At 66.4% G+C, this 25,851-nt stretch carries 22 protein-coding genes; 10 read left to right on the top strand and 12 right to left on the bottom strand.

All coding sequences use genetic code 11. The features are described 5' to 3' along the window. Positions 1 to 3: 3 nt before the first annotated feature. From AAFG50_RS11480 to AAFG50_RS11465, 4 genes are all read right to left on the bottom strand, one after another. Complete coding sequence (locus AAFG50_RS11480; RefSeq protein WP_028175629.1) at positions 4 to 537, bottom strand: DUF4142 domain-containing protein; 534 nt, start codon at positions 535 to 537, stop codon at positions 4 to 6. Between the two features lie 93 nt (positions 538 to 630). Then, entirely contained in the window at positions 631 to 1,335 is a 705-nt protein-coding gene (locus AAFG50_RS11475; RefSeq protein ID WP_028175628.1) for an RNA polymerase sigma factor, read from the bottom strand. Positions 1,336 to 1,416: 81 nt separating this feature from the next. Next, positions 1,417 to 2,286, bottom strand: coding sequence for a sulfurtransferase (locus AAFG50_RS11470; RefSeq protein ID WP_028175627.1), 870 nt, complete (start codon positions 2,284 to 2,286; stop codon positions 1,417 to 1,419). 180 nt (positions 2,287 to 2,466) lie between these two features. Continuing rightward, positions 2,467 to 3,801 carry a dihydroorotase gene (locus tag AAFG50_RS11465; RefSeq protein WP_028175626.1) on the bottom strand — a complete coding sequence of 445 codons (1,335 nt, stop codon included), beginning with the start codon at positions 3,799 to 3,801 and terminating at the stop codon, positions 2,467 to 2,469. 101 nt (positions 3,802 to 3,902) lie between these two features. Between AAFG50_RS11465 and AAFG50_RS11460 the strand changes: the two genes are divergently transcribed. From AAFG50_RS11460 to AAFG50_RS11435, 6 genes are all read left to right on the top strand, one after another. Beyond that, positions 3,903 to 4,784 carry a folate-binding protein YgfZ gene (locus AAFG50_RS11460; protein ID WP_028175625.1) on the top strand — a complete coding sequence of 294 codons (882 nt, stop codon included), beginning with the start codon at positions 3,903 to 3,905 and terminating at the stop codon, positions 4,782 to 4,784. Next, positions 4,781 to 5,407 (top strand): DNA-3-methyladenine glycosylase I, encoded by a 627-nt coding sequence (locus AAFG50_RS11455; RefSeq protein WP_011085340.1) that lies wholly within the window; start codon positions 4,781 to 4,783, stop codon positions 5,405 to 5,407. Before AAFG50_RS11460 ends, AAFG50_RS11455 begins: the two co-directional genes overlap by 4 nt. Beyond that, on the top strand, positions 5,404 to 6,018 hold the full coding sequence (locus tag AAFG50_RS11450) for an HD family hydrolase (protein ID WP_011085339.1): 615 nt from the start codon (positions 5,404 to 5,406) through the stop codon (positions 6,016 to 6,018). Before AAFG50_RS11455 ends, AAFG50_RS11450 begins: the two co-directional genes overlap by 4 nt. Positions 6,019 to 6,159: 141 nt before the next feature. Then, positions 6,160 to 6,666, top strand: a complete 507-nt coding sequence (locus tag AAFG50_RS11445) for a protein-tyrosine phosphatase family protein (protein ID WP_011085338.1) — start codon at positions 6,160 to 6,162, stop codon at positions 6,664 to 6,666. A gap of 19 nt (positions 6,667 to 6,685) precedes the next feature. Continuing rightward, positions 6,686 to 7,654 carry an NAD regulator gene (locus AAFG50_RS11440; RefSeq protein ID WP_028175624.1) on the top strand — a complete coding sequence of 323 codons (969 nt, stop codon included), beginning with the start codon at positions 6,686 to 6,688 and terminating at the stop codon, positions 7,652 to 7,654. Between the two features lie 50 nt (positions 7,655 to 7,704). Then, complete coding sequence (locus AAFG50_RS11435) at positions 7,705 to 10,416, top strand: DUF2339 domain-containing protein (protein WP_028175623.1); 2,712 nt, start codon at positions 7,705 to 7,707, stop codon at positions 10,414 to 10,416. A 3-nt stretch (positions 10,417 to 10,419) separates the two neighbouring features. Here the strand turns inward: AAFG50_RS11435 and AAFG50_RS11430 are convergent, their stop codons facing one another. After that, positions 10,420 to 12,108, bottom strand: a complete 1,689-nt coding sequence (locus AAFG50_RS11430) for a methyl-accepting chemotaxis protein (RefSeq protein ID WP_028175622.1) — start codon at positions 12,106 to 12,108, stop codon at positions 10,420 to 10,422. Between AAFG50_RS11430 and AAFG50_RS11425 the strand changes: the two genes are divergently transcribed. Continuing rightward, positions 12,083 to 12,331, top strand: a complete 249-nt coding sequence (locus tag AAFG50_RS11425; protein WP_162185820.1) for a hypothetical protein — start codon at positions 12,083 to 12,085, stop codon at positions 12,329 to 12,331. The genes AAFG50_RS11430 and AAFG50_RS11425 overlap by 26 nt on opposite strands. A gap of 51 nt (positions 12,332 to 12,382) precedes the next feature. Here AAFG50_RS11425 and AAFG50_RS11420 read toward each other — a convergent pair whose 3' ends face one another. From AAFG50_RS11420 to AAFG50_RS11395, 6 genes are all read right to left on the bottom strand, one after another. Next, positions 12,383 to 14,350 (bottom strand): HAMP domain-containing methyl-accepting chemotaxis protein, encoded by a 1,968-nt coding sequence (locus tag AAFG50_RS11420; RefSeq protein ID WP_028175621.1) that lies wholly within the window; start codon positions 14,348 to 14,350, stop codon positions 12,383 to 12,385. A 205-nt stretch (positions 14,351 to 14,555) separates the two neighbouring features. Next, positions 14,556 to 16,298, bottom strand: a complete 1,743-nt coding sequence (locus AAFG50_RS11415; RefSeq protein ID WP_028175620.1) for a methyl-accepting chemotaxis protein — start codon at positions 16,296 to 16,298, stop codon at positions 14,556 to 14,558. 232 nt (positions 16,299 to 16,530) lie between these two features. Next, positions 16,531 to 16,764 (bottom strand): hypothetical protein, encoded by a 234-nt coding sequence (locus tag AAFG50_RS11410; protein WP_028175619.1) that lies wholly within the window; start codon positions 16,762 to 16,764, stop codon positions 16,531 to 16,533. A gap of 163 nt (positions 16,765 to 16,927) precedes the next feature. After that, positions 16,928 to 17,527: a hypothetical protein gene (locus AAFG50_RS11405; RefSeq protein WP_011085332.1), complete on the bottom strand. Its 600-nt coding sequence runs from the start codon at positions 17,525 to 17,527 to the stop codon at positions 16,928 to 16,930. Positions 17,528 to 17,640: 113 nt separating this feature from the next. Further along, entirely contained in the window at positions 17,641 to 18,627 is a 987-nt protein-coding gene (locus tag AAFG50_RS11400; RefSeq protein WP_028175618.1) for an MDR family oxidoreductase, read from the bottom strand. 41 nt (positions 18,628 to 18,668) lie between these two features. Beyond that, positions 18,669 to 19,922 (bottom strand): MFS transporter, encoded by a 1,254-nt coding sequence (locus AAFG50_RS11395; protein ID WP_028175617.1) that lies wholly within the window; start codon positions 19,920 to 19,922, stop codon positions 18,669 to 18,671. A gap of 340 nt (positions 19,923 to 20,262) precedes the next feature. Here AAFG50_RS11395 and nadA point away from each other — a divergent pair, with 340 nt between their 5' ends. The 3 genes from nadA to nadC all read left to right on the top strand — a co-directional run bounded on the left by nadA (position 20,263) and on the right by nadC (position 24,054). Next, entirely contained in the window at positions 20,263 to 21,381 is a 1,119-nt protein-coding gene (nadA, locus tag AAFG50_RS11390) for a quinolinate synthase NadA (RefSeq protein WP_028175616.1), read from the top strand. 172 nt (positions 21,382 to 21,553) lie between these two features. Next, positions 21,554 to 23,164, top strand: a complete 1,611-nt coding sequence (locus AAFG50_RS11385; RefSeq protein ID WP_028175615.1) for an L-aspartate oxidase — start codon at positions 21,554 to 21,556, stop codon at positions 23,162 to 23,164. A gap of 11 nt (positions 23,165 to 23,175) precedes the next feature. Then, positions 23,176 to 24,054, top strand: a complete 879-nt coding sequence (gene nadC / locus AAFG50_RS11380) for a carboxylating nicotinate-nucleotide diphosphorylase (protein WP_028175614.1) — start codon at positions 23,176 to 23,178, stop codon at positions 24,052 to 24,054. Between the two features lie 189 nt (positions 24,055 to 24,243). On the opposite strand, the gene AAFG50_RS11375 is transcribed toward nadC, so the two are convergent. Next, positions 24,244 to 25,698, bottom strand: a complete 1,455-nt coding sequence (locus AAFG50_RS11375) for a cell wall hydrolase (protein ID WP_028175613.1) — start codon at positions 25,696 to 25,698, stop codon at positions 24,244 to 24,246. Positions 25,699 to 25,851 lie beyond the last annotated feature (153 nt).

Here is a 25,851-nt window from a genome sequence, read left to right as displayed (position 1 = left end):
TCCCTATTTCAGCTCGGCCGCGACGTGCTCGGCGTGCTGCTGATGGCCCTGGAAAATCTTCAGGCCGGTCTGCAACAGGCTCTTCAGCTCCGCATTGTTCGCCGACGGAATCAGCTGGGTCTCCAGCGCACCATTGACCGCCTTGTGGTAGGCGACCTCGTTGACGACATAGGCCTTGTCGAAGGCCGCGCCGCTCAGCTTGTCGAGCTCAGCCAGCTTGTCACTCGCCTGCTTCGACAGCGCCTTGCTGGTGTCGTTGTCCTCGGGCGTGACGTTCAGCTTCTTGACCAGCGCGAGCGCCTGCTTGTTGACGGCCTCGTGGTCGCGCAGCATGTCCTCGGCAAACGCCTTGACGTCCTTGTTCTGCGCCTTTTTCTGCGCCTGCTTGGCGGCGTTGATGTCGATCACGCCCGCGGTATAGGCGATATGGGCGATCTGCGGATCGGTCGGCTTGTCGGCTGCGCCGGCGCCTTGCAGCAGCGCGGGGCTCGACAACAAGATTGCTGCGGCGAAAGCCGCGCTCCGTCGAATGAACATGGTTTGACACTCCTGTGCTGCCGGACGGGGTCCGCCGGCGCGTTGCTTCACAGGTGTTGGATGGGAATTTCGCGCAAGCGTTCCCGAAAAACTTCAGCCGCCGACGCCGAGCCGCTTCAGCACCGACACGGTCAGGCGCTCGCAGCGCCAGCCCGCGAACGGGAACGCATCCATCATCACCGGACCGATCTCCTTCTCGACGTTCTCACGCAGCATGGTGCGGGCGCGGTGCAACCGCGTCTTCACGGTTTCGGGCTTCACGCCGAGCAGATCGGCGGTCTCCTCGATGTTCATGCCCTCCATGACGCGTGCGACGAAGACCATGCGGAAGACATCCGGCAACTCGTCGATTGCGCGTTCGACGACGCGCTGGATTTCACGTTGGGCCATGGTCCTTTCCGGATCGCCTGCGGGTGAGACGGGAAATTTGATGATCTGCGCCTCGAGCGCGGCTTCGGGCACCGAGCCGAGCTCGACATGGGGCCTGGCACTTCGCGCCCGGCCGAGCGCTTCGTTGATGGCGATGCGCGACAGCCAGGTCGACAACCCGGATTCCCCGCGAAAGCCATCGAGATGGGTAAAGGCGCGGACATAGGTTTCCTGCACCACATCTTCGGCTTCGCTGTCGCTGCGCAGAATGCCGCGCGCGAGGCGGTAGAGCCTGCGGTTGTTGGCCTGCATGATCTCGCGGAGCGCGGACTCGTCGCGGCCTCGCGCACGATCGACCAGTTCCGCCTCCGAGGCCCTGAATTCTGAAGTCTTGGCGCCGGCGGACAGGCCGGCTGCGGTCCGTTGCATTGCGGTCACCTGCTTGTCTCCATTGGTTCCAGACATTGGATGCTGGCCCAAGGGAAAGGTTCCCAACTTTCTTACCTTCCCCTAGTCGGTCTCGATCGGCAGCGACGGATCCCTCGCCCATTCGCCCATCGAGGCGTCGTAAAGCGTCAGCTTGTCGAAGCCGAGCTGCGTCAGCAGCAACAGGTCGATCGTCGCCGAGATGCCACCGCCGCAATAACAGATCACGCTCTTGTCACGCGTAACGCCCTGGGCGGCGAATTTCGCTTCGGCATCCGCAAGGCTCGTCAGCGTCTTGTCCGCATTAGTGAGCGTTGCGGCTGATACGTTGACGCTGCCGGGAACTCGGCCGGGCCGGCCGTAGCGGCTCGGCTCGAGGCCGCGATGAAACTGCGGCCCGAGCGCATTGACGATCACGGTCGCGGGATCGCCGATCCGCGCCTTCACGACATTCTTGTCGACGAAGAAGCCCGCGCGCGGTGTGGCCTTGAAGGTCGTGGCGGGGTAGCCCTGCGGTGTGCCGGTCTCGACCGGTCGCCCCTCTTCCTTCCATTTGTCGAAACCGCCGTCGAGCACAAGCGCGTCGACGCCGAGCGAGCGCAGCATCCACCAGAACCGCGTCGCCCACATCATCGTGCCGATGCTGTAGAGCACGATGGTCTTGGACGCATCGAGGCCGTGGCGGCCGAAGGCGGCTTCGAGTTGGGCCACACCGGGCATCATGAAGAACTGCTGCGCGGAGGCGTCGGAGAACTCGCCCTGAAGATCGAGGAAATCGGCGCCGGGGATGTGGCCCGCCGCGAAGGTCTTGTCGCCGGGCACCGCGCGATACGGCACGTCGCTGCCTGGCGGCACCGGTTCGTTGTAGGTCGTGCAGTCGTAGAGGTGTAAGGCGGGATCGCCGAGGATGGCGGCGAGTTGTTCGGTGGAGATGAGGGGTGCCGGTTGGGGCATGCGATGACCTCTCCAACGTCGTCCTGGCGAAAGCCAGGACCCATTACCACAGCACTATATGGCTGCGGGCAGATCTGGCCACCAGTCTTCGCAACAATATCCGGTCGGGGTTATGGGTCCTGGCTTTCGCCAGGACGACACCGAGTCTGAGGCACGCACCGTGCCGCGGCGCGCCAAGGCCTACGCCTTCAGCGTCTCCAGAAACCGCACCGGCTCGCCTTGCGATGGCGTCACCAGCTCGCCCTGCCACATCACGCGGCGGCCGCGGATGAAGGTGCCGACGGGCCAACCCGTGACGCGAACGCCGTCGTAAGGGGTCCAGCCGGCCTTGGATGCCACCCATTTGTTGGTGATGGTTTCGCTGCGCTTCAAGTCGACGACGGTGAAATCGGCGTCGTAACCGGCCGCGATGCGGCCCTTGCAGGCCATGTTGTAGAGGCGCGCGGGGCCGGCGCTGGTGAGATCGACAAACCGCGCCAGCGACAGGCGGCCGGCGTTGACGTGATCGAGCATGAGCGGCACCAGCGTCTGCACGCCGGTCATGCCCGAGGGCGAAGCGGGATAGGTCTTCTGCTTTTCTTCCAGCGTATGCGGGGCGTGATCGGAGCCGAGCACGTCGATGATGCCCTGCTCGATGCCGCGCCAGATGCCGGCGCGGTGATCGGCCCCGCGCACCGGCGGGTTCATCTGCGCCAGCGTGCCGAGCCGCTCGTAGCATTCGGGCGCGACCAGCGTGAGATGATGCGGCGTCGCCTCGCAGGATGCGACGTCCTTGTGGTCGCGCAAGAACTCGATCTCTTCCTTGGTCGAGATGTGCAGCACGTGGATGCGCTTGCCCGTCTCATGCGCGAGCTTGACCAGGCGCTGCGTCGCCATCAGCGCCGCGGTCTCGTCGCGCCAGACCGGATGCGAGCGCGGATCGCCCTCGATGCGCAGCGGCTTGCGCTCGTTGAGGCGGTATTCGTCCTCGGCGTGGAACGCGGCGCGGCGGCGGATCACCTGGAAGATGCGGCGCAGGCTCTCGTCGTCCTCCACCAGCAGCGCGCCGGTCGAGGAGCCGATGAACACTTTGACGCCCGCGCAGCCGGGCGCGCGCTCCAGCACCGGCAGGTCCTGCACGTTCTCGCGGGTGCCGCCGATGAAGAAGGCGAAGTCGCAGTGCATACGATGATGGGCGCGCTTCACCTTGTCGGTGAAGCTGGCCTCGGTCACGGTCAAGGGCGACGTGTTCGGCATCTCGAACACGGCGGTGACGCCGCCCATCACGGCGCTGCGCGAGCCGGTCTCGAGGTCTTCCTTCTGCTCCAGCCCGGGCTCGCGAAAATGCACCTGCGTGTCCATCACGCCGGGCAGGATGTGCAGGCCCTTGCAGTCGATCACCTCGGCGGCGGAGGCTTGCGACAGCGCGCCGATCTCGGCGATGCGGCCGCCCGCAATGCCGATGTCGCGCAGGCCTTCGCCGTCCTGGTTGACGACAGTGCCGCCCCTGAGGATCACATCGAAACGCTGGGTCATGGCTGAAGGCCCCTCTCATCCCCAAGCGCAGGGCTCGAGGTCTTGTCGTTTATGCGCTGCGGGCTTACGTTCCGGAGCAACATGTCGCAAGAGATTTTCTCATGAAATCAGCGTTTCTTCCCGACCGGGGCGTGGTCAAGGTCGCGGGCGAGGATGCGCGCAACTTCCTCAACGGCCTCGTCACGACCGACCTCGACAGGCTGAAGCCGGGCCTGGGGCGATTCGGCGCGCTGCTGACGCCGCAGGGCAAGATCATCGTCGATTTCCTGATCACGGAGGTGCCGGCCGGCCATGGCGGCGGGTTCCTGATCGACTGCCCCAAAGCGCTGGCCGAGGGCCTCGCGACCAAGCTGAAATTCTACAAGCTGCGCGCCAAGGTCACCGTGGAAAACCTCTCCGACGATCTCGGCGTGCTCGCCGCCTGGGACGGCGCGCTCGCGGCCCAGCCGGACCTTGCCTTCGCCGATCCGCGCCATGACGGGCTCGGCTACCGCATCCTGATCCCCGAGGATCTCAAGCAGAAGCTGTCCGACCTCATCGGCGCCGAGCTGGTCGACGCGGCCGCCTATGAGGCACATCGCATCGCGCTTGGCGTGCCGCGCGGCGGGCTCGACTTCATGTACAGCGATGCGTTCCCGCACGAGACCAATATGGACCGCCTCGCCGGCGTCGATTTCGACAAGGGTTGCTATGTCGGCCAGGAGGTCGTCTCGCGCATGCAGCATCGCGGCACCGCGCGCACCCGCAGCGTCAAGGTGCTGCTCGATGGACCCTCGCCCGAGATTGGTGCTGCCATTCTCGCCGGCGACAAGCCGGTCGGCACCATTGGCTCTTCTGCCGACGGCAAGGGCATCGCGCTGGTGCGCATCGACCGCGTCGCCGACGCGCTCGATGCCGGCCAGCCGCTCACGGCCGGCGGACTTGCCTTGACGCTCGCCGAACCTGAAGTCGTACGCATTCCAGCCAAGCAGCCCACCGCATGAGCCGCGCCCCTCGCCTGCATCCCGACGGCCTGACCCGCTGCCCCTGGCCCGGCGAAGATCCGCTCTATGTCGCCTATCACGACACCGAGTGGGGCGTGCCTGAATATGACGACCGCGCACTGTACGAGAAGCTGATCCTCGATGGCTTCCAGGCCGGCCTGTCCTGGATCACGATTTTGCGCAAGCGCGACAATTTCCGCAAGGCCTTCGACGATTTCCAGCCGGAGAAGATCGCGCGCTACAATGCCAAGAAGGTGCACGCGCTGATGAACGATGCCGGCATCGTGCGCAACCGCGCCAAGATCGACGGCGCGATCCTGAGTGCGAAGTCCTATCTGGACATCATGGAGAAGGGGCCGGGCTTCTCGAAGCTGCTGTGGGACTTCATGGACGGAAGGCCCAAGGTCAACAACTTCAAGACCACGGCGAGCGTGCCGGCCTCCACGCCGCTGTCGGTGCAGATCTCCAAGGAGCTGTCCTCGCGCGGCTTCAAGTTCGTCGGCCCGACCATCGTCTACGCCTTCATGCAGGCGACCGGCATGGTCAACGACCATCTCGTCGACTGCCATTGTCACGCAAGCTGCGGCAAGACGCAGCGCAAGCCGCGCCTCAAGGTCAAATGAGCGCGAAGAAGTCGGCACGCGGCGCGGAGTCCCGCGCCTGGCAGCGCATGCTGTCGGGCCGGCGGCTCGATCTGCTCGATCCCTCTCCGCTCGACATCGAGATCGCCGACATCGCGCATGGGCTGGCGCGCGTGGCGCGCTGGAACGGGCAGACGACAGGCGCGCACATCTTCTCGGTCGCGCAGCACACGCTGCTGGTGGAGACCGTGATGCGGCACGAAACGCCGCGCGTGGACCAGCGCGTGCGGCTCGCAGCCCTGCTGCACGACGCGCCCGAATACGTGATCGGCGACATGATCTCGCCGTTCAAGGCCGTGCTCGACGGCCACTACAAGGCGGTCGAGAAGCGCCTGCTCGGCGCCATCCACATCCGCTTCGGCCTGCCGCCGGTGCTGCCCGACGAGATCACGCTGGCCATCAAGGCCGCCGATCGCGGCGCGGCTTATCTGGAAGCGACCGAGCTTGCCGGCTTCAGCGATGCCGAGGCGAGGCGCCTGTTCGGCAAGGATCCCGGCCTGCCCGACAGCGTCCGGCGCGACTATCTCACGCCCTGGACGGCGGCGCGGGCCGAGAAGCAGTTCCTGGAGCGGTTTGGCGCGGTGTTTGCGTAGCATCATCCCTTCGTAGGGTGGGCAAAGCGAAACGTGCCCACCAAACAAGGCGAGATGAGCGCAGTTGCGAAATGGAGGGCACAGCGCGATGCGCCTTTGCCCACCCTACAGCCGCGGCTATAATCAACGAAAAGGTCCGCCATGATCCACGTCTGTTCCCTCGCCGCGCTTCCCGAAACCGTCCGCCTCACCGGGGCCAGCCACGTGCTGACCGTGATGGCCAATGTCGAGCAGGTGGCGCGGCCGGTGTCGGTGCTGCCGGCCAACCATCTCAAGGTGTCGATGGACGACATCACCGAGGAGATGGACGGCTTTGTCGCGCCGTCGGAGGCCCATATCGACCAGGTGCTGAACTTCGTGCGCCGCTGGGAACGCAGCGCGCCGCTGGTGGTGCATTGCTACGCCGGCATCAGCCGCTCCACCGCGAGCGCCTTCGCCGCGGCCTGCGCCCTCAATCCGCATCGCGACGAGATCGAGATCGCGAAGAAGATCCGCGCGGCCTCGCCGATCGCATCGCCGAACCGGCGCATCGTCGGCCTCGCCGACCGCGCGCTGGGACGCGAGGGCCGCATGCTGCGCGCGCTCGACGAGATGGGCCCGGGCGCGATGATGGTCGAGGGTCGCCCCTTCGTGATCGAGCTCGAATGACAGCAGCGAAGTCAGCCGCATGAGCGAGACGCTGCTGACGCCGATCGAGATCGGCCTGACCGCCGCGATCGTCGCGATCGAAGACCATGAACCACTGATCCTCACCGCGCGCGGCAGCGACGGCCTGGCGGGCCTGCCGTTCGGCCCGTTCGATGCGCTGAGCCATCGGACCTTCGAGATCGGCCTGCGCGCCTGGGTCGAGGAGCAGGCGGGCTTGCGGCTCGGCTATGTCGAGCAGCTCTATACGTTCGGCGATCGCGGCCGTCATGCGGAGGCCGGCGACACCGGCGCGCATATGGTGTCGATCGGATATCTCGCACTCACCCGCGCCGTCGACGGCGAACTCGCAGCAACCGGGGCGAGCTTCGAGCCGTGGTATCGCTTTCTCCCCTGGGAGGACTGGCGCGAGGAGCCGCCGGCGATCATCGCCCGCGACATCATCCCGGCGCTGACGACATGGGCGGAACAGGAGACGCCGGAGACGACGCGCGCATTGCCGCGCAGGGACCGCGTGCGGTTCTATTTCGGCCTCGATGGCGCGCCCTGGGACGAGGAGCGCGTGCTCGACCGCTACGAGCTGCTCTATGAGGCCGGGCTGATCGAGGAGGCGCGGCGCGACGGCCGACCTGCGGCATTAGCACGCAAGGCGCTTCCCGCACTCGGCACCTCCATGCGGTTCGATCATCGCCGGATCCTCGCCACCGCGATCGCGCGGCTGCGCGCAAAACTGAAGTATCGTCCTGTGGTCTTTGAACTTTTGCCCGCCGAGTTCACACTCACCGAATTGCAGCATACGGTGGAGGCGATCTCCGGCCGGCACCTGCACAAGCAGAATTTCCGCCGCCTGGTCGAAACGGAAGCCCTGGTCGAACCGACCGGCGTGATGTCGACACAGACTGGCGGACGGCCGGCGGCGCTCTACCGCTTCCGCCGCGACGTGCTCCAGGAGCGGCCCGCGCCGGGCTTGCGCATGCGCTCCCGGCGCTAGATACGACATTTGCGCGATCGGCCCCTGCCCGCCGGTTGCCTGGAGGCTTCATGTTCGACGGCCCGTTTGACGTCTTTGCGCTGATCATTGCGATCATCGCCTTCCTGATCGCGATCAAGGCCTCCAACCAGGCGGCCGAGCTGCGCCGCCGGCTGAGCTCGCTCGAAGAGATGGTTTACGCGCAACGGCGGGTGCAGCCGCCGCCGCTGATGCCCGCACCGGTGCAGGCTGAAGCGCCCGCGACAACTCCGGCCGAGCCACCGCCGCTCGCGCCCGAGGCCGAGGCGCCGCCGCCGCTCGTCACCGAAGTGGCTGCGCCGCCACCGCTCGAAGCGGGCCCCGGAGCCGATGCACCGCCTCCGCTGCCGGCGCCGGCGCTTGATATTAGAGAGCCTGGCTTCGAGGAGCGTCTCGGCACGCGCTGGGTGGTGTGGATCGGCGGCCTTGCGCTCGCGCTCGGCGGCTTCTTCATGGTGCGCTATTCGATCGAGGCCGGCCTCGTCGGCCCCGGCGTGCGCGTGTTCCTCGGCGGCCTGTTCGCAGCCGCGCTGCTCGGCGCCGGCGAATGGTCGCGGCGCAAGGAGAGCATCTCCAACATCGCGGCGCTGCCGATCGCCAATATTCCCGCGATCCTCACCGCGGCCGGCACGGCCGTGGCGTTCGCGACCATCTATGCCGCCTACGCGCTCTATGGCTTCCTCGTGCCTGCGACCGCCTTCGTGCTGCTCGGCCTCGTCGCACTCGGCACGCTTGCCGCCGCCCTGCTGCACGGGCCCGCGCTCGCCGGCCTCGGCGTGGTCGGCGCGTTCGTGACCCCGCTCCTCGTCTCCAGCGGCAAGCCGGACTATTGGGCGCTCTACATCTATCTTGCGATCGTCACCGCCGCGAGCTTCGGCCTTGCCCGCATCCGGCTGTGGCGCTGGCTTGCGGTGACCACGATCGCCTTCGCTGTGCTCTGGATCTTCCCGGGTCTGGACACCAGTGACGTGCAGGTCGCGCCGCACGCCTTCCATGCGATCGCGGGATTCGTGCTGGCTGCGCTGCTCGTCGTCTGCGGCTTCATGTTCGGGCCCAGCATCGAGGACGGCGAAATCGAGCCGGTGTCGTCGAGCTCGCTCGGCGCCTATCTGTTCGGCGCGATGCTGATCGTGCTGTCGAGCGCGCATGCGGATCTGGCGCTGATCGCCTTCACGCTTCTCGTCGGTGCGACGCTGTTCGTCGCCTGGCGCGCGCCGGCAGCGACCGGCGCGCTGGGCGCGGCCGCGGCGACCGTCTTCATCGTGTTCGCCGAGTGGGCGGTGCGCGCCAATCCCGACATGCTGGTGCTGCCCGGCGGCCCCTTGCCCGGCATCGGACCGGTCGCGACCGACAGCTCTGTGACGCTGCATCTGGTGATGGCTGCGATCTTCGCCGCCGGCTTCGGCATGGCCGGCTTTTTCGCGCAGGGCCGCTCGAACTCGGCGATCATTCCGGTGGTGTGGTCGGCGGCGGGTGTCGCCACGCCAATTGCGATCCTCGTTGCGCTTTATGCGCGCATTGCCCATCTGGATCGCTCGATCCCGTTCGCGATCCTCGCGGTGCTGCTTGCCGCCGCCTTTGGCGCCGCCACCGAAGCGCTTGCGCGCCGCGAAGATCGGCCGGGGGCTGCGACCTCCGTCGCGCTGTTCGCGACCGGCACGCTCGGCGCGCTGGCGCTGGCGCTGACCTTCGCGCTCGAGAAGGGCTGGCTCACGATTGCACTGGCGCTGATGTCGCTCGGCACCGCCTGGATCTCGCTGCAGCGCCCGATCCCGGTCCTGCGCCGGCTCGCGGCCATTTTCGCCGCGATCGTCACCGCGCGCATCGTCTATGATCCGCGCATCGTCGGCGATGCCGTCGGCACGACGCCGATCTTCAATTGGCTGCTATGGGGCTACGGCCTGCCGGCGGCCTCGTTCTGGGGCGCGAGCATCTTCCTGCGCCGCCGCGCTGACGACGCGCCGCTGCGCGTGGTGGAAGCCGCCGCGATCCTGTTCACCGCGCTGCTCGCCTTCATGGAGATCCGGCACTTTGCGACTGGAGGCCAGATGACGTCTGCGCCGTCGCTGCTCGAATGCGCGCTGCAAGTCTGCGTCGCGTTCGCCATGGCGATCGGGCTGGAACGGCTGAGGCTGCGCAGCCGCAGTATCGTGCACAATGTCGGCGCGGTGGTGCTCACGGCCATCGGCGGGCTCATCAGCGTGTTCGGCCTACTGATCCTGGAGAACCCGCTGCTGTGGCATATCGACGTCGGCGGCGCCGTGTTCAACCTGCTGCTGCTCGGCTACGCGCTGCCGGCGGTGCTGATGCTGCTGCTGTCCTATGCGGTGGTCGGCGAGCGTGGCAAGGCCTATGCCAACACCATCGCTGGCGGCGCGCTCGTGTTCGCGCTCGCCTATGTCACGCTGGAGATCCGCCGCTTCTATCACGGCCCGATCCTGTCCAGCGGCGAGACGACGGGGGCAGAGCAATACACCTACTCGATCGGCTGGCTCGCCTTCGGCGTGGTGCTGCTCGGCGTCGGCATCCTCGTCAACTCGGAGCGCGCGCGGCTTGCATCCGCCGCCGTCATCGCGCTGACGATCCTGAAGGCCTTCGTGATCGACATGTCGACGCTGACAGGCGTTTACCGCGCGCTGTCGTTCATGTGCCTCGGCGTCGTGCTGGTCGCGATCGGATGGCTCTACCAGCGCATCCTGTTCCGGCGGCAGGCTCCGCCGCCGGCTCCACAGACGGGAAGTTGAAGATCAGGCCGCGCGGACCGAATCCAGGAACTGCGCGACCTCGACCTTGAGGCGCGTGCTGTCGGTCGCCAGCGATTTCGCCGCCGACAGCACTTCGGTCGAGGCCTCGCCGGTCTCGATCGCACCGCGCTGCACGTCGGTGATGTTCGCCGAGACCTCCTGCGTGCCGACCGAGGCCTGCTGGACGTTGCGCGAGATCTCCTGCGTGGCGGCGCCCTGCTCCTCGACCGCCGCGGCGATCGCCGCGGACACTTCGGACAGCCGCTCGATGGTGCCGCCGATCTCCTGGATGGCGCTGACGGATTCCTGCGTTGCCGCCTGGATCCCCGAAACCTGGGCCCCGATCTCGCCGGTCGCCTTCGCGGTCTGCTCGGCCAATGCCTTGACCTCGGAGGCGACGACCGCAAAGCCGCGGCCGGCCTCGCCGGCGCGCGCCGCCTCGATGGTCGCGTTCAGCGCCAGCAAATTGGTCTGGCCTGCGATCGTGTTGATGAGCTCGACGACGTCGCCGATGCGGGAGGCGGCCTGCGACAGCGCGTTGACGCGCTCGTTGGTCCGCGCCGCCTGCTCGACGGCCTCCGCCGCCATCCGCGCCGAATCCTGCACGCGGCGGCTGATCTCGGTGATCGAGGACGACAGCTCCTCCGAGGCGGAGGCCACGGCCTGGACGTTGGTGGAGGCTTCCTCAGAGGCTGCCGCCACGACGGTCGCGAGCTCCTGCCCACGCCGCGCGGTGCTGGTCAACGTCGACGCCGACGCCTCGAGCTCGGTCGAGGCCGAGGAGACGGTGCCGACGACTTCGCCGATCATGGCTTCGAACTTGCGGGTAATGGCATCGACACGGCGGCCGCGCTCGATCTTGGCTTCGGCGTCGGCGGCGGCGGCCTCGTCGGCAGCCTTCTTGGCGATCAGCGCTTCCTTGAATATCTGGAGCGCATCCGCCATCGAGCCGATCTCGGTCTTCTCGCCGCGATGCGGCACCTCGGCCGAAAGGTCGCCCTCGCCGAGCGACTGCATCGGACGGATGATCGAGGCAATACCACGCGAAACGTCGCGCACGAGATAATAGGCGGCGGCGATCGCAATCACGACCGAGAACATGATGATGCCGACCAGCACGCGGAAGATCATGGCGTAGCTGTCGGCCGCCTGCTTGGTCTCCAGCTCGGCACCCCGGTTGTTGAGCTCGATGCCCTTCTGGAGCAACGGATCGGCCGCCTGGGCCATCTTGGCGACCTTGGTCTGCAACAGCTCGTTGGCCTCGGTCGGGAAACGACCGACGCTCTTGCGCGACAGCGCCATCACGTCCTGCACGCCGTTCAGATACTCGGCCCACGCCTTGGTCCATTGCCCGTAGAGCGAGCGCTCCTCGGCGGTCGTGATCAGCGGCTCGTAGACCTTGCGCGTCTGGTCGATGCGCCCCTGCAGCGAGGCGAGGCGCTTCTCGGCCGCATCCTTGCCTTCCGCGCTGTCCTGCATCAGATGCAGACGGAGCGCGACGCGCAGCTCATTGATGTCGGCGCGAAGCGAACCGAGCGCGCGCACGCTCGGCAGCCAGCTCTCCGCGATCTCGACCGTATGCGCATTGATGTTCTGCATGGTGCCGATCGCGGTCACGCCGACGCCGGCGAGTGACAGCACGAGGACCGACAACACGGCCAGAAGCTTGAAGACGATCGACAACTTCGACATCACGACAAATCCCGATGATACCCGGCAACGCGTGAATCACCTGCGCCGCAATCGTCGCGACGGACGACAGGGCGGAAGTCAATTCATCGATGCTGGCTGGTTCTTATCCCATGAGATTGCGCCTAATAGTCGCAAACAGGCGTTAACAGGAACCTACGTAAAATTACGGGACCGCCCGCGTCGTCGTTATTTTCCCTGCAACCATCTGTTGCGGCAGCACTGATATCTCGTGTTGCGATGCGGTCGACGCAGCGCAACCCCGAACCGAACGCCGTCACGCCGCCCGCACCGACTCCAGGAAGCGCGCGACCTCGCTCTTCAGCCGGTTGCTCTCCTGAGACAGCGAATGCGCGGCCGAATGCACCTGCGCCGAGGCGGCTCCGGTCTCGCCGGCACCGCGCTGGACGTCGGCGATATTCGCCGAGACTTCGGAGGTGCCGTGCGCGGCATGCTGGATGTTGCGGGAGATCTCCTGCGTCGCGGCGCCCTGCTCCTCCACCGCGGCCGCGATGGTCGACGAGATCTCCGACATCCGCGCGATGGTGTCGCCGATCTCCTTGATCGCGCCGACGGAGTCGTCCGTCGCGGCCTGGATCGCACCGATGTGCTGGCCGATCTCGCCCGTGGCCTTCGCGGTCTGCTCGGCGAGCGCCTTCACTTCGGTTGCGACCACCGCAAAGCCCTTGCCGGCCTCGCCCGCCCGCGCCGCCTCGATCGTCGCGTTGAGCGCCAGCAGGTTGGTCTGGGCGGCGATGGTGATCAGCTCCACCACGTCGCCGATCCGGGAGGCCGCCTTGGTCAATTCGGCGACGCGCGCATTGGTGCGCTGGGCCTGCCCGACCGCGACGTCGGCGACGCGCGCCGATTCCTGCACCTGGCGGCTGATCTCGGAGATCGAGGAGGTCATCTCCTCGCTCGCGGATGACACCGACTGCACGTTGGCGGACGCCTCTTCCGAGGCCGCCGCCACGGCGGTGGCAAGCCCGTTGCCGCGCTCGGCGGCCTGCGTCAGCGTGTTGGAAGACGCCTCGAGCTCGGTTGCCGCCGACGACACGATCTCGATGATCTCGCCGACCGCGCCTTCGAACCTGTCGGCGAGCCGCTGCATGTCGGCCTTGCGCTGTTCGCGCCCGCGCGCGTCCGCTTCCGCCTGTTCGGCGCGCAGCCGCTCGGCTTCCGCCATGTTGGTCCTGAACACCTCGACCGCACCGGCCATCTCGCCGATCTCGTCCCTGCGGCCGACGCCGGGAACGGAAATCGAGAGCTCGCCGCGCGCAAGCCGGGTCATCGCACCGATCATCGCACCGAGTGCCTTCGAGATCGAGCGTCCCAGCAAAAAGCCGACGGCGGCAAGCACGATGACGGTGACGCCGAAGGCGACGACCATCCAAAGACGCACGGCCTCGCGCGTGGCAGCTTCGGCGGCGTCCGCCCGCCTGGACATCGCATCGACCGCGGTCCGCACCTCCGCCATGACAGGCTCGACCTCGCGGAAGGTCTTCATCATGCTGGCGTCAAGGGCCGCGCTCTGCTGCGCGGTCTCGGCCCAGGCCGTGAACTCGGACTGGTATTTCTGGAGCTTGGCCATGATGTCGTTCATCGCCGCCGTCGGAATTGCGACGACCTCTATCGCCTTGGAGAATTCAACCGCGGCCTTCTTCACCTCGGCGATGTACTTGGGGTCGCGCCGTAGCATGAAGTCCTTCTCGTGCCGGCGCATCATCAGCATCCAGGTCGTCGTCCTGGGATCGTCGATCTCCTTCAGCTTGGCCTCGATGTCGTGCACCGCGGCGCGGAGCGAACCGGACAGGCCGACCGTCTCGTTCAGACCGAGCCTGGTCTCGGCGGCCACCAATGCGCCGAAGTCCGACGCGTATCGCTTGAAGCCGTCCTGGGCCTGCTTCATCTTGTCGGACAGCACGCTCATGCCGCCCGCCGCCATCAGCCGCTGCACCTCATCGAAATCGCGGTTGATCGGCCCGATCAGCTCGGCATGCGCCTTGGCGTAGCTCTCGGCCCGGCGCTGCAAGAAGTTCTTCTCGTTGCGGCGTGCCTCCAGCATCTCGATCGAGAGCTGCTTGTCGAGATCGGCGATCGCGCGGGCACGATTGGCAATGTCGCGCGATGCGTCCTGGGAAAGGCTGCCGATCTCGTAGATCGCGCCGAAGGCGACGAGACCTAACAGTCCGAACAGTCCGATCGCCATGACCTTGTGGGTGAGGCGAATGGAGAGGCCACTCATGGAATGTGCTCCAAGACGATTGATACGCAATGCAGGGAGGGTGGCTGGGCGCGCGGAATATTGCGGAGATGATGCCTGCATCGCTTTTCCGGAAGGTTAACCGTGCAGCTCTTCTGATCGCGCATCCAGCCGCGAACGCATGCGAACACCGTGCACCTTCGCGCGACGGTTGCAGCCGTCGGGTGACCAGTGAGGACGGCCGCCCTCAGGCGGCGCGCACCGTCTCCAGGAATCTGCCGACCTCGAGCTTGAGGCGATTGCTGTCGCCGGACAGCATCTGCGCGGCGGACAGCACCTGCGAGGAGGCCGATCCGGTCTCGCTCGCGCCACGCTGCACGTCCGTAATATTGGACGAGACCTGATGTGTGCCTTGCGCGGCCTGCTGCACATTGCGGGAGATCTCCTGCGTCGCCGCGCCCTGCTCCTCCACGGCCGCTGCGATGGTCGAGGAAATCTCCGACAGCTTCTCGATGGTGTCGCTGATGTCCCTGATCGCGCCGACCGAATGCTCGGTCGCGGTCTGGATACTGGCGATCTGCTGGCCAATCTCGCCCGTCGCCTTCGCGGTCTGCTCGGCGAGCGCCTTGACCTCGGAGGCAACGACAGCGAAGCCGCGGCCGGCTTCACCGGCGCGCGCCGCCTCGATCGTGGCATTGAGTGCCAGGAGGTTGGTCTGGCCCGCGATGGTGTTGATCAGCTCGACGACGTCACCGATCCGCGTCGCCGCCTTGGACAGCTCGCTGACGCGCTCGGTCGTGGTGCGGGCCTGGCCGACGGCCTCGCTCGCCACGCGCGCGGATTCCTGCACCTGCCGGCTGATCTCGGTGATCGAGGACGACAGTTCCTCCGTCGCGGACGCCACCGACTGCACGTTGGTGGAAGCTTCCTCCGAGGCTGCTGCAACCACGGTGGTGAGCTGCTGCGTGCGTTCGGCGGTCGAGGTCAGCGTCGTCGCGGATGCCTCGAGCTCGGTCGAGGCCGACGACACCGTGCCGACGATCTCACCGACGGCGCCTTCAAAGCTGTCGGCGAGCCTGCGCATCTCGGCCTTGCGCTGCTCGGCCGCGATCTGATCCTGCCGCATCTTGGCCTCCGCTTCCTCGCGCGCCTTCTGCTCGGATACGATCTTGAATTTCTCGACGGCACCGGCGACCTCGCCAACCTCGTCCTTGCGGCCGAGGCCTGGCAGCACCACGGAAAAGTCGCCGCCGGCGAGCTTCTCCATCGCGGCCGTGAGTGCGCGCATCGGCCGCGCAATGCTGAAGACGGAGAAGATGCAGGCACCGATCAGAACCAGCGCGACCAGCACGCCGGTGACGAGCGACGTCCGCGCAACCGACGCGGCTTCGGCCTCTGCCTCGGTGCGCGTCTCGACGCTCCTCTGCTTGGCGAAGTCGGTGATCTGATTGGCCAGCTCGGAGATCTCTTCGTTGATCGGCGCCAGCGTCCCCTTGCGGATGCGATCGACCTCGGCAACGAGCTTTGCGAGTTGCGCCGCCGCTTCGCCGTCCTTCTTCCCATCGAGCGCGAGCTCCTGCTTGCGGATGGCTTCGATCTGCAGCTCACCCTTGCCGAATTCGCCGATCAGCACGGTCAGGCGATCGATCCGCTTGCGATTTTCCGCTGAGCGCGAGAGCTTGGCCATTTCGCCGGAGTATTTCAGGGCCGCCGTCTGCCGGTCGTTGAAATAGGTGACCGCCTTCTGCATCTCCGCGGGCGAGGACGAGGTCAGGATGTCGCGAATGCCGATTTGCATCCCTCGCACCGAGGCCTTCGCTTCCGCGGCGTTTTGCGCGATCGTCTGCTGTCCCGATACTCCGTTGCCGAGCCTCTGAACCTCGGTGCTGCCGCTCATCTGGAGGAAGATCATCAGCGCGACGAGCCCGATTGTCAGCGCGGAGGTGATGGCGAGCTTGGTGCCGATTCGCAGATTCTGAATGACCATCATCGAACTTTTCCCCGGGATACGCATTGCCGCGACGAAGCGCGTGAACATCCCGGGAAGGCTAACCGGCAGGTTACTCATTAACGTTAAGCGGGACCCTCGCGTCTTAGGTAGAAGTACGGAAAACGCGGCTTAAATCTGTGGACTTCCACACGTTTCACGCGCAGCGAAATGAAGCTTCTCGGATTTGCATGCTTCGCGTTCGTTAACGCCCGCGCCGTCATTCGCGGCGGTGTCAGTTCACCGTCTCCCCGACGAGGCTGATGCGAAACACCGGCTTCTTGTTCTCGTCGAGCAGCTCCATGCACCACTCGGCATTCGGCTTCAGGGTGCGCGAGATGCCGCCGAGCAGATTGGCGCAGACCTCGGTCATCTCGGTCCACGCGGCCGCGCGATCCTCGAACTCATACGGCTGATCGGCGGCGCCGGAATAGCGACCGGTACTGATGCGGAAGAAGTACAGCGACATCGTTGAACCCTTTTATCGGGCCGCGCCCCCCGGCCGTACGCAAACTGGGACGCGAACAGCTACCAACGCATGAAAGCCGCCGTCCGTATGACTACGGCGCGGCGGCTTCGTGTTCGATGGACGTCTTCAACGAGAATGTGCGCGGACGGTCCCGCGCAGCCGCTCACTGGGTCGAGCGGCGCAGCTCCAGCGGGCCTTCGTTCTTCGCGGGCTCCGGTTTGCTTTCCGATTTCACCGGCTCGAGCCGGCTGCTCTCGACACGCGGGGTCTCGACGCGCGCGGCGACCTCGGTGTTCGGCGTAGCGACCGACCCCGTGTGCTCCGAAGAGCGCAGCGAGCGCGGCCGCGCGACGGCGCGCGCCATCAGCATCTGGTTGCCGCCCTGGTGGTGGAAGTCGCAATAGGCGAAGCCCATGCCCGACACCGAGCCGCGGAAGCTGCGATCGTCGGTCTTTTCCAGGTTGAAACAGGGCTCGAACGGAATGCCCTTGATCGAGGCGCAGACGTTCTGGCCACGGATCTGGAGCGTGTTGCCGGGCAGGCGGAGATGGCGGACCGGGCCCGCGCCCGAGAACTGCACGGCGCCGGCGGCGCCGAGGTCATCCAGGATTCGGCCCGCGCCGCGGGTGCCGTCGAAACAGGTGAAGGCGAACACCTTGCCGGCGACGAAGCGACGTGCCTCGTCGGCGTTCATGCCTCCAGCAATGGCCGGCGCAATCGTCGCCGCAGCCGTGACAGCCCCCAACACAATACGCGCAAGCATGCTCAACTCCGAACCGACCCCCGCAGCGGGCGATGCCTTATCTCTTTACCCGCTGCTTACCATACTAACCATGGCGACATTGAAGCAGCTTGGTTGGTAAAGTCTGAACGCCGTTAGACAATTTTTACCACGATCCGGCCGCGGACCTGGCCGGACAGGATTTTCGCGCCCCATTCGGAAACCTCGGCGAGCGGAATTTCGTGAGTAATTTCAGATAGTTTAGACCGGTCCAGATCGGACGCCAGACGCTGCCATGCGGCCTTCCTGGGCTCGATCGGGCACATCACGGAATCGATGCCGAGAAGGCACACTCCGCGCAAAATGAAAGGTGCGACAGAAGACGGCAGGTCCATGCCGGCGGCAAGGCCGCACGCCGCGATCGCGCCGCCGTACTTCGTCATCGACAGGAGGTTGGCCAGCGTGGTCGAGCCGACGCTGTCGACACCACCCGCCCAGCGTTCCTTGGCGAGGGGCTTGGCCGGCGCCGACAATTCGTTGCGGTCGATGATCTCGGCGGCGCCGAGGTGCTTCAGGTAATCGGCTTCCGAGGTGCGGCCGGTCGAGGCGATAACGTGATAGCCGAGCTTGGACAGCACGGCGGTCGCGACCGAGCCGACGCCGCCGGCCGCGCCCGTCACCACCACGGGGCCGCTCTTCGGCGACAGGCCGTGCTTCTCCAGCGCCAGCACCGAGAGCATTGCGGTGAAGCCGGCAGTGCCGATCGCCATGGCGTCGCGCGCCGACAGGCCCTGCGGCAGGGCGACCAGCCAGTCGCCCTTCACCCGCGCTTTCTCGGCATAAGCGCCGAGATGGGTCTCACCCATGCCCCAGCCGGTGCAGACGACCTTGTCGCCGGCCTTCCACTGCGGATGCGAGGACTGCTCGACCGTGCCGGCGAAGTCGATGCCGGCGATCATCGGGAAGCGGCGCACCACCGGCGCCTTGCCGGTGAGCGCAAGGCCGTCCTTGTAGTTCAGCGTCGACCACTCGACGCGGACGGTGACGTCGCCCTCCATCAACTCGGCTTCGTCGAACTGCGCAAGCTGCGCGGTGGTACCCTTGTCAGCCTTGTCGATCCGGATCGCCTTGAACGTTGCCACAGCTGAACTCCCTGACTTGTTTGACCGGGATGTTTAGCCGATCAGGCCGGCTGCGCAACCGCCCTCGCGACGGGTTTCTCCACGATCGGAAGATTGATCAGCGCCGAGAGCACGCCGAACAGGATCGAGAGCCACCAGATCGGCGTGTAGGAACCGAACCGCTCGAACACGATGCCGCCGAGCCAGACGCCGAGGAAGCCGCCGACCTGATGGCTGACGAAGGCGAAGCCATAGAGCGTCGCGAGCCAGCGCGTGCCGAACATCAGCGCGACCAGCGCCGAGGTCGGCGGCACCGTCGACAGCCAGGTCAGGCCGGAGATCGCACCGAACGCGATCGCCGAGAACGGCGTGATCGGGAACGAGATGAAGGCCAGCGTCGCAAGCGCGCGGGTGAAATAGATGGTCGAGAGGATGTAGCGCTTGGGCAGCGAGTTCTGGAGATAACCGACGCTGAGCGATCCCATGATGTTGAACAGGCCGATCGCCGCGATCACCCAGCCGCCGGTTTGCGCCGAGATGCCGCGATCGACCAGGAACGCCGGCAGATGCACCGTGATGAAAGCAAGCTGGAAGCCGCAGGTGAAGAAGCCGAGCACCAGCAGCACATAGGAGCGGTGGCCAAAGGCTTCCGCGAGCGCCTTCATGAAGGTCTGCTCATCCGCGGGCGCCGCGTTCGCCGTGTTTGCGACCGGCGGCGTCGAGAGCGCCAGCGACAGCGGAATGATCAGCAGCATTAGGAAGCCGAACACGGTGAGCGCCTGCTGCCAGCCGAAATTGTCGATCAGCGCGACGCCGATCGGCGCGAACAGAAATTGTCCGAACGAGCCCGCCGCCGTGCCGGCGCCGAGCGCAAGCCCGCGCTTCTCGGCCGGCAACAGCTTGCTGAACGCCGACAGCACCAGGTTGAACGAGCAGCCGGCAAGACCAAAGCCGACCATCACGCCCGCGCCGAGGTTCAGCGACAGCGGCGTCGAGGAGTAGCGCATCAGGAGCAGGCCGCCGGCATAGAGCAGCGCGCCGACGCACATCACCCGGAACAGGCCGAAGCGATCGGCGACCGCGCCGGCGAACGGCTGGCCCAATCCCCACAACAGGTTTTGCACGGCGATGGCGAGGCCGAACACGTCGCGACCCCAGGCGAACTCATGGCTCATCGGCTGCACGAAGAAGCCGAGCGCCGAGCGCGGGCCGAAGCCGAGCATGCCGATGGCGCAGCCGCAGAGGATGATGATTGCCGGCGTGCGCCAGGTGGAGGAACGCGAGACCGGACCGAGTTCGCCCGCTTGTGTCGACATGGTGTTCCTCATCTTGTCGTTGGCGGATCCGAAATAGGCAGCCACAGGTCAGCTCGTTTAATGCAAATGCATGAACATCCCAAGCCAAAAATGATTGCGTTCTATGAAGGGCTTTCGCGGGAGCATTGCGTTTCAACCAGACCTGGTCCGGCACAGCGGAGCGCGACTTGACGGGAATGTGTGCGAGGAGACCTAGCAACTTCCGGCCGAGCGTGATATCTTTGATTTACTCAGATTGAGCATATTAGGAGATGACGACGTGCGAGCCGGCCTCTCGGCCGGATTTCTCGGGCCCTGAATATACTCACATTGAGCATAATAACACGAGCGGGAGGCTTTGATGCCGATCACTGGACTTTACGGCCCCGACGACTTTGCCAACCGGCCGCAGGGCCAAGCCACGAACCAGATCACGCCCTTCCCACGCGCCGCGCCGGCGCGAACGGGATCGATACTGCCGATGCCCTCGCTGGAATGGACTGACGAGGTCGAGCGCGCCACCGCGCCGCTCTATGAGCGCGTGAAGCACGTGATCCCGCCGATCGAGTGGCCGCTGATGGCGCCGACCATCAAGGCGATCAACGAGCTGAAGCAGGCGCGAGGCGCAGTGATCCTCGCGCACAATTACCAGGCCCCGGAGATCTTCCACTGCGTTGCCGACATCGGCGGCGACTCGCTCCAGCTCGCCGTCGAAGCCACCAAGGTGAAGGCCGGCATCATCGTCCAGTGCGGCGTGCACTTCATGGCGGAGACCTCGAAACTGCTCAACCCGGACAAGACGGTGCTGATTCCGGATTCGCGTGCCGGCTGCTCGCTTGCCGCCAGCGTCACCGGCGCCGACGTTCGTCTGCTCCGCGAGAAATTTCCCGGCGTTCCTGTCGTCGCCTATGTCAACACCTCGGCGGAGGTGAAAGCCGAGGTGGACATCTGCTGCACCTCGTCGAACGCGGTGCAGGTGGTCGAGAGCCTGAATGCGCCAAGCGTGATCTTCCTTCCCGACCGCTATCTCGCGACCTACGTGGCCTCGAAGACCGACGTGAAGATCATCGCCTGGAAGGGCGCCTGCGAGGTGCACGAGCGCTTCACCGGCGGGGAGCTCCGCGAGCTGCGCGAGGCCGATCCCTCCGTGCAGATCATCGCCCATCCCGAATGCCCGCCTGACGTGCTGGCGGAGGCCGACTTCACCGGCTCGACCGCGCACATGATCAACTGGGTCCGCGCAAAGCGGCCGCGGCGGCTCGTGATGATCACCGAGTGCTCGATGGCCGACAATGTGCGTGCCGAACTGCCTGACGTGGAGATGCTCCGCCCCTGCAATCTCTGCCCGCACATGAAGCGCATCACGCTCGCCAACATCCTGGAGAGCCTGCTGACGCTGCGCGAGGAGGTGACGATCGATCCCGCGCTTGCAGAGCGCGCGCGACGCTCGGTCGAGCGGATGATCAATCTGAAGAATTGAGCATCAAACAGCAGCAACACCCACAGTGTCGTCCCGGCGAAGGCCGGGACCCATATCCACAGGAAGGTGTGGTTGCAGAGAACGACGTCAAGCAGCTTCGCCAAACAACTACTGCTGCGGAGTATGGGTCCCGGCCTTCGCCGGGACGACGGTTGAGAGCTTGGAGAAAGCCATGACAACAAACAACATCCACAACCTCACTCGCAGCACCGACGATGTCGTCATCGTCGGCGGCGGCCTTGCCGGACTGTTCTGCGCGCTAAAACTCGCGCCGCGGCCGGTGACGCTGATCTCGGCGGCACCGCTCGGACAGGGCGCCTCATCGGCATGGGCGCAAGGCGGCATCGCCGCGGCGGTGGCCGAGGGCGATACTCCGGAAGCACATGCCGCAGATACGGTTGCCGTCGGCGGCGGCCTCGTCGACGAGGCGGTCGCGCTCGGGATCGCCCGCGAGGCCGCGCCGCGCATCCATGACCTGCTCGCCTATGGCGTGCCGTTCGATCGCGACCTCGAAGGCAGGCTCGCGGTGGGGCGGGAAGCTGCGCATTCGGCGCGCCGCATCGTGCATGTGCGCGGCGACGGCGCGGGCGCAGCGATCATCGCGGCGCTGGGCGAGGCTGTACGCCGAACGCCGTCGATCCGGCTGATCGAGGGTTTCGTCGCCGAAGCGCTGTTGACGGAAGACGGCGCCGTCTCCGGCCTTCAGTTGCGCGAGGCCGGCAATCCTGCCGCCCCGCCGGTCCTGCTCGCCTCACGCGCGGTGGTGCTCGCGACCGGCGGCCTCGGCCATCTCTATGCAGTCACCACCAATCCGATTGAAGCAAGCGGATCGGGCCTTGCGATCGCCGCGCGCGCCGGCGCCCTGATCGCCGATCCTGAATTCGTGCAGTTCCACCCCACCGCCATCATGGTCGGCCGCGATCCGGCACCGCTGGCGACGGAGGCGCTGCGCGGCGAAGGGGCGACGCTGATCAACGCCGATGGCGAGCGTTTCATGCTGGCGCGTCATCCGCTCGCCGAGCTCGCGCCGCGCGACATCGTGGCCCGCGGCGTGTTCGCCGAGATCGCTGCCGGGCGCGGCGCATTCCTCGACGCACGGCAGGCGCTGGGCGCACGCTTCGCCGACAAATTCCCGACCGTGCATGCGAGCTGCATCGCCGCCGGCATCGATCCCGCCACGCAGGCCATCCCGATCGCGCCCGCCGCGCACTACCACATGGGCGGCATCGCGGTGGACGGGCGCGGCCGCAGCTCGATCGACGGGCTATGGGCCGGCGGCGAAGTGTCCTCCACCGGTGCGCATGGCGCGAACCGCCTCGCCTCGAATTCGCTGCTGGAGGCCGTGGTCTACGCCGCACGCATCGCCGACGACATCGCCGGCCGAGCCATCCCCTCGGCTGCCCGCCTTCCCGACGCATTGGTGGCGCCGCGCGGCGGCACACCGGATGCCGCGGCCGTGAAGCGGCTGCGCGCGACGATGAGCGCGCATGTCGGCGTGATCCGTCACGGTGACGGGCTTGCGGAGGCCGTGCGCAGCTTCGCTGCGCTCGAAGGTGACGCAACGAGCATCGCCGTCCGCAACATGGCGACAACAGCCCTGCTCGTCGCCGCTGCGGCCTGGACGCGGTGCGAGAGCCGCGGCGCGCATTTCCGCTCCGATCATCCGGCTGATCTCCCCGCGCAGGCGAAGAGAACGATGACCACCCTCGCAGCAGCGCGCGAGGTCGCAGAAAACCTCACCGAACGCCCAATGCCGCGCATCGCGCAACCCATGATCGCCTGACGGAGTCCTCTATGATCACCCCGACATCCCTGCTCTATCCCGACGCCTTCCTCTCGCCGCTCGCGATCGACGAGGCCGTGCACCGCGCGCTCGACGAAGATCTCGGCCGCGCCGGCGACATCACCTCGCTCGCGACGATCCCGGAGGCGACAACAGCAAAGGCGATCCTGGTCGCGCGCCAGTCCGGCGTGATCGCCGGCCTGCCGCTGGCGCTGGCGACGCTGCAAAAGCTGTCGCCGGACATCGAGGTGCGCGCGCATGTCCGCGACGCCGCGCGCGTGGCGCGCGGGCAGCTCGTGCTGACGATCTCGGGTCCCGCGCGCGCCATTCTCACCGCGGAGCGGACCGCGCTGAACTTCGTCGGTCGGCTGTCGGGCGTCGCGACGCTGACGGCGGACTATGTCGCGCGCACCGAAGGCACCAGGATGCGGATCTGCTGCACGCGAAAAACCACACCGGGCTTGCGCGCACTGGAGAAATACGCGGTGCGCTGCGGCGGCGGCTTCAACCACCGCTTCGGCCTCGACGACGCGATCCTGATCAAGGACAACCACATCGCGGTCGCCGGCGGCATCCGCCCCGTGCTGGAGCGCGCACGCGCCCACGCCGGCCATCTCATCAAGATCGAGATCGAGGTGGATACGCTGGCGCAACTGCGCGAGGTGCTGGACACGGGGATGGCTGACGCCGTACTGCTCGATAACATGGACCTTGCGACGCTGCGTGAGGCGGTGCGGATGAGCGAGGGACGGCTCAAGCTGGAAGCATCCGGCGGCGTCACGTTGGACTCGATCGCCGCAATCGCAGCGACCGGCGTCGACTACGCCTCGTCCGGCGCGCTGACGCATTCGGCGCCGAATTTCGATTGTGCACTGGATATCGAGGCGTGATTTCTTTGCCTCTCCCCGCTTGCGGGGAGAGGCCGGAATTCCCGCTGAAAGCGCGGATTCCGGGTGAGGGGGAGTCTCCGCGAGTCTAACTCTCACCGTCCCCGTGGAGAGTCCCCCTCACCCCAACCCTCTCCCCGCAAGCGGGGCGAGGGAGCACGGCTGCGCTTGCGGCGACAGCCGTAAGCTATCTCAGCGCCGCTCGCTCACACCCATCTCGGCGGAGCTCTTGGCTTCCTGCGTGAGTTCGGCGGAGAGTGCGGCGGTCTGGGCCGGAGAGCCCCAGCTCGGTTCCTCGCTGCCGTCGCCCCAGGCGCGCGGGCGATAGAAGGTGTGCACGCCGGTCTTGTACATCTTCTTCATCTCGGCGACCCAGGACGGGCGCACCCAATAGGCGTGGTAATGCGTGGACTTGCCGACCTCGGGTAGCCAGATCTGGCCGTCGAGCATCGCTTTCGCGATCTTCTTGGCGCGCTCCCACATCTCGGGCTCGCGGATCACGTCGGGATTGTTGTCGCAGGCAAAGGTGAACTGGCAGGCGAAATGGCGGTGCTTGTTCTGATAGACTGCTCCGCACACCGTGTCGGGATATTTGCCGGAGAACACGCGGTTCATCACGACCTGCGCGACCGCCATCTGGCCGCGCACGGCCTCGCCGCGGGACTCGAAGTAGACCGCTTCCGCGAGGCACTTCTCGGATTTCGCGCGCGACTTGTCGTCGAGTGCGAGCCGCTCCGCCGGCGACCTGGCGCGCTGGTTGTCGGCATTGACCTCGCCCTTCGGCGCGACGCTCTCGCCGCTCTCGATGTCCTTGGCGATCTGTTCCGACGGCGGCGTCAGCGAGGCCGTCACCTTCATGTCGGGGTCGGGCATCACGATCAGCGGCTCGGCGCCGGGCTGCCAGCTCTCGATGCTCTCGAGATTGCCGCCGAGCGAGGAACTGCCGAAGAACAGGTTCGCGGTCTTGACGCTGAAGGGATCGCGCGCAGGCGCGGCGGGCGCTGTGGCCCGCTTCAGCGCCTCCAGCGGCTGAACCGCGAACGAGCGCGCAAGGTCGCTGGCCTTCGGCGGATTGGCATATTGCGGCAAAGGCGGCGCGCGAAGCGCTTCCTGGAGCTCGGGGTCGAGCGCGGCTGCGGACTCCGGCGACATCGCTTGCGGCAACGCGGCGGTCTTGGCGCCGAACACCGAGCTGTTCGACGTCGCGGGATCTTCCTGCGCGGGGGCTGCGGTCGGTGCGGCAGCGTCGGGAGACGTCGTCGGTGGTACGATAGCGAGGCGATCACCCTTCATGGAGCGATCGACCTTGGGAAAGTCGGCGGCCTGGTAGCGCGGCGGCGCTTGAAGCGCCGGATTGCGGCTGATCGCGCCGGTGACGTCACGGCCATCGAGGCTGGCGAGGCGAACCATCGCGCTCTGCGGAACCGAGGTGCCGATGGGGCGGGAAAAACTGTAGGTGGCGAGCTGGATCGAGGACGCCGCGGAATACACCTGCTTCTGCCAACGCTCGGCGACGCCGGGCTGACGCGCCAGCAGCGAGGCAATATCCTGATAGCCGGTCTCTCTCGGCATCAATGCGAAGATGCAGAGACCGATGCCGAAGGACGCGAACCGCGCGCCCTTCGGATGGTTACGCAACACTGACATCGATACGCTCACGCTACGCTAACGCCAGACAAATCGAACCGCAGTACATCCGTGCAATTCGATCTTTTTCGTAAGTATCCAATTTAGGTTGCCGGGGCGTTAATCGGCGTTGCGCGCGCGGCACACTCAAGCGATTGCAGGTGTTTTCACGGG

Origin of the sequence: Bradyrhizobium sp. B039, from assembly GCF_038965675.1 — a bacterium.
In the GTDB taxonomy this organism is placed as follows: Bacteria; Pseudomonadota; Alphaproteobacteria; order Rhizobiales; family Xanthobacteraceae; genus Bradyrhizobium; species Bradyrhizobium diazoefficiens.
Note: the sequence above shows the minus strand (reverse complement) of the source record. Positions and strands in the feature narration are given on the sequence as shown.